The 12,858-nt window shown below is 51.4% G+C and carries 14 protein-coding genes; 1 reads left to right on the top strand and 13 read right to left on the bottom strand.

Annotated elements, in window-relative coordinates; genetic code table 11:
- Positions 1-9: 9 nt before the first annotated feature.
- The 13 genes from ACFO9Q_RS07050 to cymR form a co-directional block, all read right to left on the bottom strand.
- A complete protein-coding gene (locus tag ACFO9Q_RS07050) occupies positions 10-1,278 on the bottom strand; it encodes a peptidase U32 family protein (protein ID WP_379180133.1) in 1,269 nt (422 codons plus the stop codon).
- A 30-nt stretch (positions 1,279-1,308) separates the two neighbouring features.
- Positions 1,309-2,241, bottom strand: coding sequence for a peptidase U32 family protein (locus ACFO9Q_RS07045; protein ID WP_379180617.1), 933 nt, complete (start codon positions 2,239-2,241; stop codon positions 1,309-1,311).
- Between the two features lie 13 nt (positions 2,242-2,254).
- Positions 2,255-3,361 (bottom strand): endolytic transglycosylase MltG, encoded by a 1,107-nt coding sequence (gene mltG, locus ACFO9Q_RS07040; RefSeq protein WP_379180131.1) that lies wholly within the window; start codon positions 3,359-3,361, stop codon positions 2,255-2,257.
- A gap of 93 nt (positions 3,362-3,454) precedes the next feature.
- Positions 3,455-3,766: a DUF1292 domain-containing protein gene (locus ACFO9Q_RS07035; protein WP_379180129.1), complete on the bottom strand. Its 312-nt coding sequence runs from the start codon at positions 3,764-3,766 to the stop codon at positions 3,455-3,457.
- Positions 3,766-4,065 (bottom strand): DUF1292 domain-containing protein, encoded by a 300-nt coding sequence (locus tag ACFO9Q_RS07030; protein WP_379180127.1) that lies wholly within the window; start codon positions 4,063-4,065, stop codon positions 3,766-3,768. Before ACFO9Q_RS07030 ends, ACFO9Q_RS07035 begins: the two co-directional genes overlap by 1 nt.
- A gap of 8 nt (positions 4,066-4,073) precedes the next feature.
- A complete protein-coding gene (gene ruvX / locus ACFO9Q_RS07025; RefSeq protein ID WP_379180125.1) occupies positions 4,074-4,490 on the bottom strand; it encodes a Holliday junction resolvase RuvX in 417 nt (138 codons plus the stop codon).
- 22 nt (positions 4,491-4,512) lie between these two features.
- Positions 4,513-4,779 (bottom strand): IreB family regulatory phosphoprotein, encoded by a 267-nt coding sequence (locus ACFO9Q_RS07020; RefSeq protein ID WP_379180123.1) that lies wholly within the window; start codon positions 4,777-4,779, stop codon positions 4,513-4,515.
- Between the two features lie 51 nt (positions 4,780-4,830).
- On the bottom strand, positions 4,831-7,464 hold the full coding sequence (gene alaS / locus ACFO9Q_RS07015) for an alanine--tRNA ligase (RefSeq protein WP_379180615.1): 2,634 nt from the start codon (positions 7,462-7,464) through the stop codon (positions 4,831-4,833).
- A 355-nt stretch (positions 7,465-7,819) separates the two neighbouring features.
- Positions 7,820-8,890, bottom strand: coding sequence for an AI-2E family transporter (locus tag ACFO9Q_RS07010; RefSeq protein ID WP_379180121.1), 1,071 nt, complete (start codon positions 8,888-8,890; stop codon positions 7,820-7,822).
- Between the two features lie 181 nt (positions 8,891-9,071).
- Entirely contained in the window at positions 9,072-9,266 is a 195-nt protein-coding gene (locus ACFO9Q_RS07005; RefSeq protein ID WP_379180119.1) for a hypothetical protein, read from the bottom strand.
- A gap of 15 nt (positions 9,267-9,281) precedes the next feature.
- Positions 9,282-9,818 carry a PRC-barrel domain-containing protein gene (locus tag ACFO9Q_RS07000; RefSeq protein WP_379180117.1) on the bottom strand — a complete coding sequence of 179 codons (537 nt, stop codon included), beginning with the start codon at positions 9,816-9,818 and terminating at the stop codon, positions 9,282-9,284.
- Between the two features lie 17 nt (positions 9,819-9,835).
- Complete coding sequence (locus ACFO9Q_RS06995; protein ID WP_379180115.1) at positions 9,836-10,984, bottom strand: cysteine desulfurase family protein; 1,149 nt, start codon at positions 10,982-10,984, stop codon at positions 9,836-9,838.
- A 15-nt stretch (positions 10,985-10,999) separates the two neighbouring features.
- Positions 11,000-11,419, bottom strand: a complete 420-nt coding sequence (gene cymR, locus ACFO9Q_RS06990) for a cysteine metabolism transcriptional regulator CymR (RefSeq protein WP_379180113.1) — start codon at positions 11,417-11,419, stop codon at positions 11,000-11,002.
- A gap of 237 nt (positions 11,420-11,656) precedes the next feature.
- Here cymR and mnmA point away from each other — a divergent pair, with 237 nt between their 5' ends.
- Positions 11,657-12,796, top strand: coding sequence for a tRNA 2-thiouridine(34) synthase MnmA (gene mnmA / locus ACFO9Q_RS06985; protein ID WP_379180111.1), 1,140 nt, complete (start codon positions 11,657-11,659; stop codon positions 12,794-12,796).
- The last annotated feature ends 62 nt before the right edge of the window (positions 12,797-12,858 follow it).

Below are 12,858 nucleotides of genomic sequence, written 5' to 3'. Positions count from 1 at the left end.
TTATGATTCTTAAGACCTAGCCTTGCCGATTCTCTTACGCATCATGTCCATCGGCTTAACCGGATGCTCGGTTCTCATCTGAATAGCTTGAAGAGGATGTCTAGCTGCATCGAGGATCTCCCCAGCTTCATTCCTAATCTCAGGCACGAGCTGCTTGAAGAATCTGCCGCCGGGACCTACGAATTCAATCTCTTGTCCAGGCTTGAAGTGATTCCTCTGCTGAACAGTAGCAATACCTGTCGCTTCGTCATAAGCAGTCACAATTCCTGCGAAGTCATAAGGAGCAGGCTTATCCTCCGACTCGTAGATGTGGTCCTCTGCTCCAGGAGTATCCAGGAAGAAGCCAGTATTGACCGGACGATTAGCCGCCTTGTAGATCTCCTCCAGCCATTCCGGCTTCAGGACGAAGCCTGCTGGATTGTCGAAGTAGGCATCGATCGCTTGACGGTATACATTCACGACGGTTGCTACGTAATGAATGCTCTTCATTCGACCTTCAATCTTGAAGCTGTCAACCCCGACTTCAATGAGTTCAGGCAAGTATTCAATCATACATAGATCCTTGGATCCCATCGTGAACTTGTCCTCATCTTCACCGAACACTTGGGCATCATCCTCGAAGAGATCATACTTCCATCGGCATGATTGGCAGCAGCCGCCTCGATTCGAGTCTCTGTCGGTGAAGTGGTTGGACAACACGCATCTGCCCGAGAAGGAAGAGCACATCGCTCCATGAATGAATGCTTCAATCTCGATATCGACCTTCGCCTTAATCTCGGCAATCTCCTCGAAGCTTGTCTCGCGGGCAAGCACGACTCTCGGCAGTCCTTCATCCTTCCAGAATTGAACGGCTTGCCAGTTAAGGGTAGACTGCTGAGTGCTCAGATGGACCTCTACCTTAGGCGCTACTCTCTGGGCCGTCTCGATAACCGCTGGATCTGCTGCGATGATAGCTGCAATCCCCGCTTCCTGCAATCCGCGCAAGTAGTCTTCCAAGCCGCTAATGTCTTCATTATGTGCATAGATGTTCGTTGCAACGAACACCTTGGCTCCGTAACGGGCAGCGAACTCTACGCCTTCCTTCATCTCCTCGAAGGAGAAGTTATCCGCATTCGAACGGAGACCATACTTCTGTCCGCCGATATAGACCGCATCTGCTCCATAATGTACCGCGAACTTAAGCTTCTCCAGATTGCCTGCCGGCGCAAGCAGCTCCGGCTTATCCAATCGATGCCGCTTCCCTGTATATCTTGGAGTTGTCTTAACTAAGTTAGTCATCGCTCTTGTCTCCACCTCCTGTACCTATCATTAATATACTTGCTCCTTGTAGAAGAAGCCGTAGCTAAGCTCTCGATCCGGATCCTGCACCTTGCGAATGGCATCCAGCCAGTGCTCCTGGAACTCGTATCCTTCCGGATCAGCATAATAAGCATCAATTGCTTGGCGATAAGCACGTACAACCACTTCATTGTATGCGGTGCTCTTCAGCAAGCCTTCAATCTTCAGACTGTCAATTCCAGCTTCTAACAGCTCATGAATATTCTCAAGCATACAGATATCATCAGAGCTCATAATATGCGTACCGTTCGCATCTTCATAGATCGGGAAGCGTTCATCCGGACGCTCGGTCTCCTTCAAGTAGAGACCGCTCTCCCTATCGGAGTCCTTCAATCGGTCCAGCGATTGCTGATGATCCAGATAGGACTCGACGAGGGAGCGCTTGGAATGGTAGATGTTCGTGAGACCATGAACCTGCACCTCAAGCTCCAAGTTCGTCTTCTGTCTCGTATCGATCACTTGATCCATATTCAGCTCGCGGGCCAGGACATAACGGGTCGCGCCTCTGCGTCCCCAATATTCCGCAGTGACCACATTCGTCGACGTCATCTCTGCGTTCCAGTGCAGCGCAAGTCCTGGTGCTGCTGCCTTAGCGGCCATTAATACGGACGGATCACCGAACACGATCGCATCGACCCCAGCATGAACGAGCCCCTCTATATATTCGGGAAGGTCTTCGGTCGTCTTATTATCGACGAGGTTATTCATGGCTGCATAGATCCGAACCCCTCTCGGCTTCGCAGCCTTAACCGCTTCGGCAATCAGGTCCAAGGTGAATTCACCTGGCATACGCAGTCCGAATCTGGACTCACCGATTACGAAGCTGTCTGCACCTGCATCCATCAATCTAATTAGTTCATCCATGCTTGCTGCTGTCGTCAGCAGCTCTGCTCTTCTAATCATCTCGCTCAATGGTTCAACCTCCTTGCTCAGCCGTGCTGTTACTCTTCTTAATGTTACGCAAGTGCTCTTGGTACGTTCGTGCGAATAGATGGGCTTGGGAGCCGTCCTTCTTCGTCACATAATACAGATAGTCGGAATCCTTCGGGTATAACACAGCTTCAATAGAAGCCAGACTCGGGCTTGCAATCGGCCCTGGCGGAAGTCCCTTAATCTTGTACGTATTGTAAGGACTGTCTACGAGCAGATCCTTCTCGAACAGCCGCTCCTTAGGCTTATCGAGCGAATACTGCACGGTCGCATCAATCTGAAGCGGCATCCCTTCAGCAATGCGGTTATAGATGACACCCGCGACAAGACTGCGTTCATCATCCACTACCACTTCGCGCTCAACAAGAGATGCGATTGTCATTAGCTGATGCATGTTCAGCTTGCGTTCTTCCATGACTGTATCCCAATCCTCTGGGAGGCTCTCCAGCTTACGGTCCAATTCGTTGATCATTCGCTGTAGATAGTCCTGCTCCGTGCTTCCACTTACAACCTCATAAGTCTCCGGGAATAAGTATCCTTCCAGTCGATGACGAAGCTTCACATCCCCAGGTATTGAACGTACCGCCTCTGCATCTCCCCAATCTGTAACAGACTCAGCGAGCGAGAGGAACTTAACTTTATCAATTAACTTTTCTTGAGATAGCTTATCAGCGATCTGCACAATTGTATAGCCTTCAGGAATGGTAAAACGAACCATCTCCTTGGCGACGGTCTCCCCTGCATTCAATGTGGCAATGACATCAGCAAGCGGTGTTCCTTGCTTGAACTCGTAGACGCCCGCTTGGAACCGGCCGCCTTCGTCCTTCAACTTCAGATAGTATTTGAACAGGAATGAATTCTTAATAATGCCCTGCTGCTCCAGCATGTCAGATACCTCGAATGCTGACATTCCCTTCGTAATCTCTACTCTTACATCCTTCCCTGCGGCTGGCGCCTGAAGGCCATTCCATATATAGAATGCTACGCTTCCTGCGCCTAGCAGGAGGAGCGATATAAGACTGATGACCACCCAGAAGGTAACGCGGCTGCGTCTAGGTCCTGTATAGGATGGCTGGTCGGATGAATGCTGCACTTGAATGGCTAACCACCTTTCTCCTTACTCCGCGAAAAAGAGCGGAAGGATCCGCTCTTCATCCTGAAGCTTATCTAATTGTAGAACTGGTGCCTAAGGCCGTTCATGATCTGCGAACAGCAGCTCATCATAACCCTCGGAAGCCAGCTCCCATTCCTCATCATCTTCAATCGTCTCAAGCTTAGGCTCACCGTTCTCCTCAATGACACGGAACAATTCGACTTCATCGTCCTGCTTCATCCTGGCGGACTGCAGGGCAGCATACACAGCAGAGCCTAATTGGAATTCGGCCTTAATGACGAAGATCTCCGCCTGTCCGCCCTCGGCAATGAGCTCGAGCTCGGTACCGTACACTTCCTTCAAGCGCTCGCTCTTCAGCGGGAGCCCAGGCTCATGACCTGACATTAGCCTTCTTCCTCCATCTCACCGAGCAAGGTGTTGAAGGTCTCTTCGACCATGTTCCACTCTTCCTCGTCTTCAATGGTGAACAGCTTCAGATCATCGCCGTCTTCCTCATAACGGAAGGCGTACACCTCGTCCTCTTCCGATTCTGCCTCATCGGTCACCGGTACGACCATCATATATTTCTCTTCAGAGCCATCCACTTCGAACTTCATGATGACCTCGAATTCTTCTTCGTTGCCTTCTTCATCCGGAATATAAATAATCTCTGGTTCTTCGAACTGCATGTCGTCCTTTGTCATCGTAACCCTCACCTTTTCGTATTAGAATCGAGATAATTTTGCAAAATGAGCGTTGCCGCCATTTTGTCGATTACTAGCTTGCGCTTCTTCCGGCTGACATCCGCTTCAATCAACGTTCGCTCGGCGGATACCGTTGTCAGCCTTTCATCCCAAAGGTGGACAGGTAAATTTAGTGTCTGCTGTAGCTGCTGTGCAAATTCGATGCAAATTTCGCCACGCGGTCCAATCGTGCCATTCATATTCTTGGGCAGACCGACAACAATCTCACTTACTTCGTGCTCATTGACAAGCTCCGCAATGCGATCCAGCTCACTGCCGTCCCGCCTGCGTTCAACAACCCCAGTTCCTTGCGCCGTCCAGCGAAAAGCATCACTGACCGCTACGCCGATTCTTCGGTCGCCATAGTCCAATCCCATTATTCGCATGTCTCGTCATTGCCCTCTGCCGTTAATTGTCCTTCTTATGATTGAGATAGAACCGGACCAGCTCTTCAATTAATTCGTCTCGTTCTTTTTTGCGGATTAGGCTTCTGGCGTTGTTGTGCCGCGGAATGTACGCGGGATCTCCGGACAGCAAATATCCGACGATCTGGTTAATCGGATTGTAGTCCTTCTCTACCAGCGCATCATAGACCGCTAGCATGATGTCCTGAGAGGATGTCTCCATTCCTTCTGCCTTCACGTCAAACTTCATGGTATTGTCCATAGAACTCATCGCCAGCACCTCGCTTTCCTAACAGCAATTGGAATTAAAAATACATGTCTATCATATCACATTTGCTTGTGTGAGGACCAGTTCTTCTGCAAGTTTCAAAGCCTCGCCTAATTGTGAAGCATCCTTGCCGCCTGCCTGAGCCATATCAGGTCTGCCGCCGCCTCCGCCGCCGCAGCGAGCCGCCGCTTCCTTAATCAGCTTGCCTGCATGGAAGCCCTTCTTCACTAGATCGGCTGACACTGCAGCAACAAGATTCACCTTGTCCTCTTGCACAGCACCAAGCACGATAACAGAGGACGGCAGCTTGCCCTTCAGCTCATCGACAATCGCACGAAGAGCATCCATAGATGGAGCGTTAACCTCAGCTGCGAGCACCGTCACTTCACCGATAATCTTAGCCTGAGTCTCCAGGGAGCCTGCCTCGATGCGGCCAAGCTTCGCTTGCAGCGATTCATTATCGCGACCAAGCTCTCTCACTTGTCCGAACAGAGCCTCGATCCGCTTCGGAACATCATTCGTATTCGACTTCAGCAGCGCTGAGGCTTGCTTCAACAGATCCAGCTGGCCTTCCATATATGCATAAGCATGGCGTCCGGTTACGGCTTCAATCCGGCGCACGCCTGAGCCGATTCCGCTCTCGCCGAGCAGCTTGAACAGACCAATCTGCGACGTATTGCGAACGTGGCAGCCACCGCATAGCTCCAGGCTGTAGTCACCGACTTGAACGACGCGTACGACGTCCCCGTACTTCTCTCCGAATAGAGCCATCGCTCCCATCGCCTTCGCATCAGCTAGAGACTGATCCGAGATGGATACGTCTGTACCCTGCCAGATCTGTTCATTAACTTTGCGTTCAATCTGCACGAGCTCTTCAGCTGTAATGCTTCCGAAGTGAGAGAAGTCGAAGCGGAGGCGGTCCGGTTCAACGAGCGAGCCCGCTTGATTGACATGGTCGCCCAGCACTTCTTTTAATGCTTGGTGAAGCAAGTGAGTTGCCGTATGATTCTTGATCGTATCCTCACGCTTGGAGCGGTTCACGGTTGCTTCTACCTGCTCGCCAGTGCGAACCGTTCCTTCAAGCACCAAGACGTGATGTACACTCTGGCCTTGCGGGGCCTTCGTGACATCCTCGACGCGTAGAGTGAAGCCTCTTCCTTGGATTAGGCCTCGATCGCCGACTTGGCCGCCGCTCTCTGCATAGAATGGCGTGCGATCCAGCATGAGGAGCGCCTTCGCACCTTCACCCGCTGTATCAGCCAGCTCATTATTTACAACAATGCCCGTAATTTGGGCCTCAGCTACCAACTCATTATAACCAACGAACTGGCTTTTAATCGTGAAGTCCGCCAGTGGTCCGCCTTGTACATTCATCCCGCCAGTATCCTGTCTCGCCGCACGAGCTCTCACCCGCTGCGCTTCCATCGCGGAGTCGAAGCCTGCACGATCCACCGTCATGTTATGCTCAAGCGCATAGTCCTCGGTTAAGTCGAACGGGAAGCCATAGGTGTCATAGAGACGGAAGGCATCCTCTCCCCCGATGATTGCAACACCAGCTGCCCGGGCTCCAGTCACCAGATCAGACAGAATAGCCAGGCCGTCAGAGAGCGTCTCGTGGAAGCGCTCCTCTTCCGTACGGATGACACGCTCGATGAACTCCCGCTTATCTACTACCTCTGGGTAGTACACGCCCATTACTTCACCGACAACACCGGTTAATTCGAATAGGAACGGACGCTCGATGCCAAGAGTCTTCCCATAACGGACGGCACGTCGAAGCAATCTTCGAATGATGTAGCCGCGTCCTTCATTGGAAGGCATAACACCATCGCCTACAGCGAATGCAACCGTACGAATATGGTCAGCAATCACCTTGAGAGCGATATCCTGCTCTTCATTGTGCTTGTAAGTAACCCCCGCAATGCCGCAAGTGCGGTCAATGATCGGACGGAACAGATCGGTGTCGAAGTTCGAATCTACATCTTGAATAATGGAAGTCAGGCGCTCTAGGCCTGCACCCGTATCAATGTTCTTGTTCGGAAGCGGTGTATAGCTGCCGTCCTTGTTGTGATTGAACTGAGAGAACACCAGGTTCCATACTTCCAGGAATCGTTCATTCTCCCCGCCAGGCCAGCACTCCGGATCGGACAAGTCGCCATACTTCTCACCGCGGTCGTAGAAGATCTCCGTACAAGGCCCGCAAGGCCCCTCGCCGATATCCCAGAAGTTCTCATCCAGCTTGTAGATTCGCGCCTCAGGAATGCCGATCTTGTCTCTCCAGTAGGTATAAGCTTCTTCATCCTCCGGGTAGACCGTCACGGATAACCGCTCCGGATCGAAGGCGAGCCACTGCGGTCCCGTCAGGAACTCCCATGCCCATGTAATCGTCTCTTCCTTGAAGTAATCTCCGATGGAGAAGTTGCCGAGCATCTCGAACATCGTATGATGGCGGCGCGTCTTGCCCACGTTCTCTATGTCATTCGTACGAATACACTTCTGCGAGTTCGTAATTCTAGGATTGTCCGGCTTCACGCGCCCGTCGAAGTAGGACTTCAGCGGCGCCATCCCGGCATTAATCCACAGCAGAGAAGGGTCATTATGGGGAACGAGTGAAGCGCTTGGCTCCACCTTATGCCCCTTGCTCTCGAAGAACGCGAGCCACTTGGAACGAATATCACTGGCCTTCATCATTAATTAACACCCTCCAATATCGATTCTACAGGTTAGGAAAAAAAAACAAAAATCGCCCCTGTCTGAGACAGGGACGAATGAAATCGCGGTACCACCCTGGTTATCTCCTGCGCTGTAAACCAGCATAAAAAAAGGAAATCGCCTTAAGAGGACGTTAACGGGTCCAGAGCCGGTGAAGGTCATTCACACTCCGAGATTAGCCTTCGGCATACTCTTCACCTTAAGAACTCTCTCAGCCGACGCATAGATCTATGCGAAGAAGTTCTCTCTCTAGCAAGGGGGCTGCAGCCTACTCCATCTCATCAACGATGTTACTTATTAATTCTCAGTATATAAGCAGCCCCGTCCTCTGTCAAATGGTCTTCCTTCTCACATAATAAGCGAAGATATGCTGTACGATTACCTTAAGCGCTGCGAAGATGGGAACAGCCAGTATCATCCCTACAATGCCTGCAACCTCGCTTCCAACCAGCAAGGCGAAGATGATGGACAAGGGATGCATATGCAGCGTCCTCCCGACCACCTGAGGGGAGACCACATTGCCCTCAAGGATCTGACAAGCCATATTGACTGCGATGACGAGAACAGCCAGCTTCAGCGAGATGGTCGAAGCAACGATGAGTGCCGGCGCTGCTCCGAAGAACGGACCGACATAAGGGATAATATTCGTAACGGCGACTATAGCAGCGAGCAAGAGCGCATAAGGCATCCCGATCAGCAGATAGCCGATATAGGCTAGCATGCCTACAATGATACACACCAGGAACTGTCCTCGGATGTAGCTGCCCAGTGCATGATCGATATCCTTGAACAGCCTCACCGTGCTTTTGCGATGCGACTTAGGGACATAAGTAATGACGGTTCTCTCGAACACGTCGAAGTCCTTCAATATATAGAAGGCTAGGAACGGGATGATGAAGGCAACGAACACCGCGTTCAGCATCGACCCCATATTGTTCACGAAGGAGAATAAGGACGCAGATACCCGCTTCTCCAGCTGATACAGGGAATTGTTAATGCCGGAACGGATGCTCTCAGGCAGCATGGATGTATTATTGAGATCGGTCACCAAGCTCTGGGCCCTCATAGTCAGCTCCGGCACATGTTGATTAAGCTCCTGCACTTGATTGATGAACATCGGAATGACATTCACGAGGACTACCGCAAGAGCTGCGCAGAACACCATATAGATGAGCAGCACCGCAATCGTACGAGGCACCTTCCGGTCATGCAGCAGCGTGACAATCGGATTGAGCACATATGAGATAATCATCGCAATGAGGAACGGAGCGAGGACAGCCTTCAGGAAGCCGTATATATGGATAATGATGGGCTTGATTAGAATTAGCATATATAAGGACACAAGAGCTAGGATGAAGTAGATAAGCCCGACGAACAGCCGGCTGCTTGTGAAGCGTTCCACCTGCTGCCACCTCCCTTCCCTCTTCGAACTAGAGCACCATTAGAGCGCCAGAGGACTTATACAGTATATGTACAAGCAGGAACAATCATCCCCAGGGCGTGCAGCTTGTAGGCAAAAAAAAAAAGACGCAAGTCGTATGCACGGCATACGTCTCCACGTCTTCGCTTCATTCCGCTATGGATTAGTTGGCATGAATCTGGGGCATCTCTTCTTCGAAGAACAAGTCATCGAGCGAGCTTAGGGTGCCGTCTTCTTCAACCTGATAGACAGACATCTTCTCTCCGTTGACTGTAAGTTCTATGAAGCAGCCCCAGCAGTAGAACTGATGGGAACCAATCTTGCCTATATCCTTGGAATTGCAGTTGGGACATCTCATATACATTCATTCTCCCTATTCATTCGAATTGGAAGCTGCGACGGGCTCCAATTCCGCTTCGCTGACAGCAGGAACAATAATCGCGTCTTCCCCGAGCAGTACGGCGCTTGCTTCGGCAGGCGCCCTTAACCACTTGCGCCCTTCCATCAGGTCCGAGACAAATCCGTCCGTAAGTTCATAGCCTATTATCTGTGTACCCTGATATGGGTGGAAATAAACATCGGATAAAAATCCCAGCTGTGAGCCTTGAACAGTCAGTACAGGCAAATCCTTCAGCTTAAGCAGTCCTGTAACGAAAGATCGGGTAATCCGATGCGCTTCTATCTTCACTGCGGCATCCTCGCCGGATATGAGGATGGCGTCTTCACCACAGGTCAGCACATCCTTCCAGTGTACAACGGTGACCTTCCTTACGAACCAGCCTCTAGCTTCAAGAATTAGCCCTCTTAACTGCCAATGCTCATCGAACCAAGCGTCCTTGATCTTGCCCACACACTTGCCTGAGTGAATTACGACAACGGGCAATCCGATTATATGTTGAAGTCTAATCACAGCGCAGAGGAAGCCTCCTAGGAATTATTACGAATACGCTGCACAATCGTTGCAACAATCTGCGCAGCCTCATCCAGCTGTTCCCTAGTATTCCCCAATCCGAAGCTGAATCTAATCGCCGTATTCAGATGCTCATCCGGAAGCTTCATCGCACGGAGCACGTGAGAGCGCTCCAGCGACCCTGATGTGCAAGCTGATCCGCTCGATGCTGCGATACCTGAGAGATCCAGATTCATGAGCATCGTCTCGGTATCCACTCCTAAGAAGCTGAGGTTAGCGATATGCGGCAGCCGCTCTTCCCCATGACCGTTAACCATTATAGCATCCTTGTCAAGTCTAGCAGTCAATTGCTCTATCCAGACCTCTCGAAGCACGTCCAGCTCCTGCCGCCTGCTCGATCGATTGCTCACACAGAGATCAAGTGCTCTGGCGAAGCCAGCTATACCGGCAACGTTCTCCGTACCTGCACGCCGCTTCCGCTCTTGCGAGCCGCCGAGTGCGAGCGGTTCTATTGGCGTTCCTTGCTTGATATATAGGAGACCTACACCTGCGGGACCATTGATCTTGTGCGCAGAGAAGCTTACGAGGTCCACAGGGAGATCATGAAGGTCATAGGGGAAGGAGCCAAGAGATTGAACAGCATCCACGTGGAAAGTAATACCGTGAGCACGAGCAATCTCACCTAGCTCTTGAATGGGCTGCATCGTGCCAACTTCGTTGTTGCCGTGCATAATCGTCATCAAGCCTGTTCTTGACGTGATGGCATTCCGTACATCTTCGGGACTTACTCGGCCAGTGGCGTCTACAGGAAGGACAGTCACTTCATAGCCCTGCTTAGAGAGCCATTCGCAAGTATGCAATACGGCATGGTGTTCAGCTGCCGAAGTTATGATATGGTTCTTGCCTTCGTGCCGGAGCGCTCTTGCCGCTCCGATAATAGCCAGGTTGTCACTCTCGGTTCCGCCGCTGGTGAACACGAGCTCATTAGGCCGGCAATGCAGGGCGGCCGCCATTCCATCGCGGGAACGGCTCAGCAGCTGCTTCGCCGCTCTGCCGAACGCGTGCATGCTCGAAGGATTGCCGCCTGGCCCCTGCATCACTTCCAGCATGACAGCCGCAACCTCCGGATGCATTGGGGTCGTTGCGGCATGGTCAAGATAATACATATCGGGACACACTCCTTAGATGTAGAACATGTAGCTGTCCTTATGCTCTTCATCCTGATAGTTAACTAGATCGTATAAGGTCGTTGAATCAAGCACTTCGGCAATGCCGTCTCTTATTCTCAGCCACAGGTTGCGCTTAGCCGGATCATCTTCCTCGGTGAAGTCCACTGGAGAGATTGGACCCTCAAGAATTCGGATGACATCTCCCGAAGTAATCTGCTCAGGATCCTTAGACAGAATATATCCGCCGTACGCGCCGCGAATACTTTTCACCAGACCGGCATTCCGAAGCGGAGCAACGAGCTGCTCCAGGTAATGCTCGGACAAGCTGTTGCGTTCAGCTATACTTTTCAGCGAGATCGGACCTTCTCCGAACTTCGCTGCAAGCTCCATCATAATCGTTAGCCCGTAACGGCCTTTGGTTGATATTTTCATAGGGCACCTCTTCCTTAATCGAGTGGTATGTAGGATGGAATAACGTATCGTGTACACATGAATGGTCTATTATATCATGGTATTCCCATAATAGTTCTATGTTAACATATCCCATCGGATCAGTGTGTAACAAATTCGCTTCATTCAAGGGTTAGAAGGGCTCTGTTGTGAAAAAAATTGACGTCTATGATACAATAATAAAGATTTATTCTCAACTAGAAGGCGGTGTGAACGAGCATGAGCAAATTAAAGTCAGAGACTCGCGTAGTTGTTGGCATGTCTGGCGGCGTGGATTCCTCCGTAACCGCATGGCTGCTTAAGCAGGAAGGCTACGACGTAGTAGGCATCTTCATGAAAAACTGGGATGACACGGATGAATTCGGACATTGTACGGCGGAAGAAGATGCAGAAGATGTTCGAAGAGTATGTGATCAGATCGGCATCCCTTACTATACAGTTAATTTCGAAGAGCAATATTATAACAAAGTATTCTCCTACTTCCTAGAGGAGTACAAGAGGGGACGCACCCCGAACCCCGACGTCATGTGCAACCGGGAGATTAAGTTCGGAGACTTCTTGAACAAGGCGCTGGAGCTTGGCGCTGACTATCTCGCCACTGGTCACTATGCCCAGGTGGAGCGGACGAACACTGGGGAGACGAAGCTCATGCGCGGTGTTGACCGCAACAAGGACCAGACTTACTTCCTGAGCGCCTTAAGTCAGCGCCAGCTGGAGAAGGCGATGTTCCCGATCGGCCATCTCCCTAAGCCTGAGGTTCGCCGCATCGCCGAGGAGGCTGGGCTTGCGACAGCGAAGAAGAAGGATTCTACCGGAGTATGCTTCATCGGGGAACGCGACTTCAAGTCCTTCCTCAGCAACTATCTCCCTGCCAAGTCTGGTGACATGATTGACATCCGTACAGGGGATAAGAAGGGCCGCCACGACGGACTCATGTATTATACGCTCGGTCAGCGCCAGGGACTTGGTATAGGAGGCTCGGGCACCGGTGAGCCTTGGTTCGTCGCTGAGAAGGACTTAAGCTCGAATATTCTGTATGTCGTACAAGGCGAGCAGCATCCCAGCCTCTATTCGACTGGACTTACGGCAGAAGGAGTGAACTGGATCTCTCCGGATAAGCCAGCGGGCCCTCTGCGGTGCACCGCTAAGTTCCGCTATCGCCAGCCAGATCAGGGAGTTACGGTAACCCTCCATGACGATGGCAGCGCCGATGTCGTATTCGACAAGGAGCAGAAGGCGGTCACGCCGGGTCAAGCGGTCGTGTTCTATGACGGAGAGATCTGTCTCGGCGGCGGTACGATTGATGTCGTCCATGGGGTAGATGCAGCTCTATTCGCTTCCGCACAAGCACAGAGTTAATGCGCCGTTATTACAGTAAAAAAAGGCTATCGACTTCCCGAGCATAATGCGCGGGAAGTCGA

The organism is Paenibacillus sp. GCM10023252 (assembly GCF_042653305.1).
Taxonomy (GTDB): domain Bacteria; phylum Bacillota; class Bacilli; order Paenibacillales; family Paenibacillaceae; genus Pristimantibacillus.
Note: the sequence above shows the minus strand (reverse complement) of the source record. Positions and strands in the feature narration are given on the sequence as shown.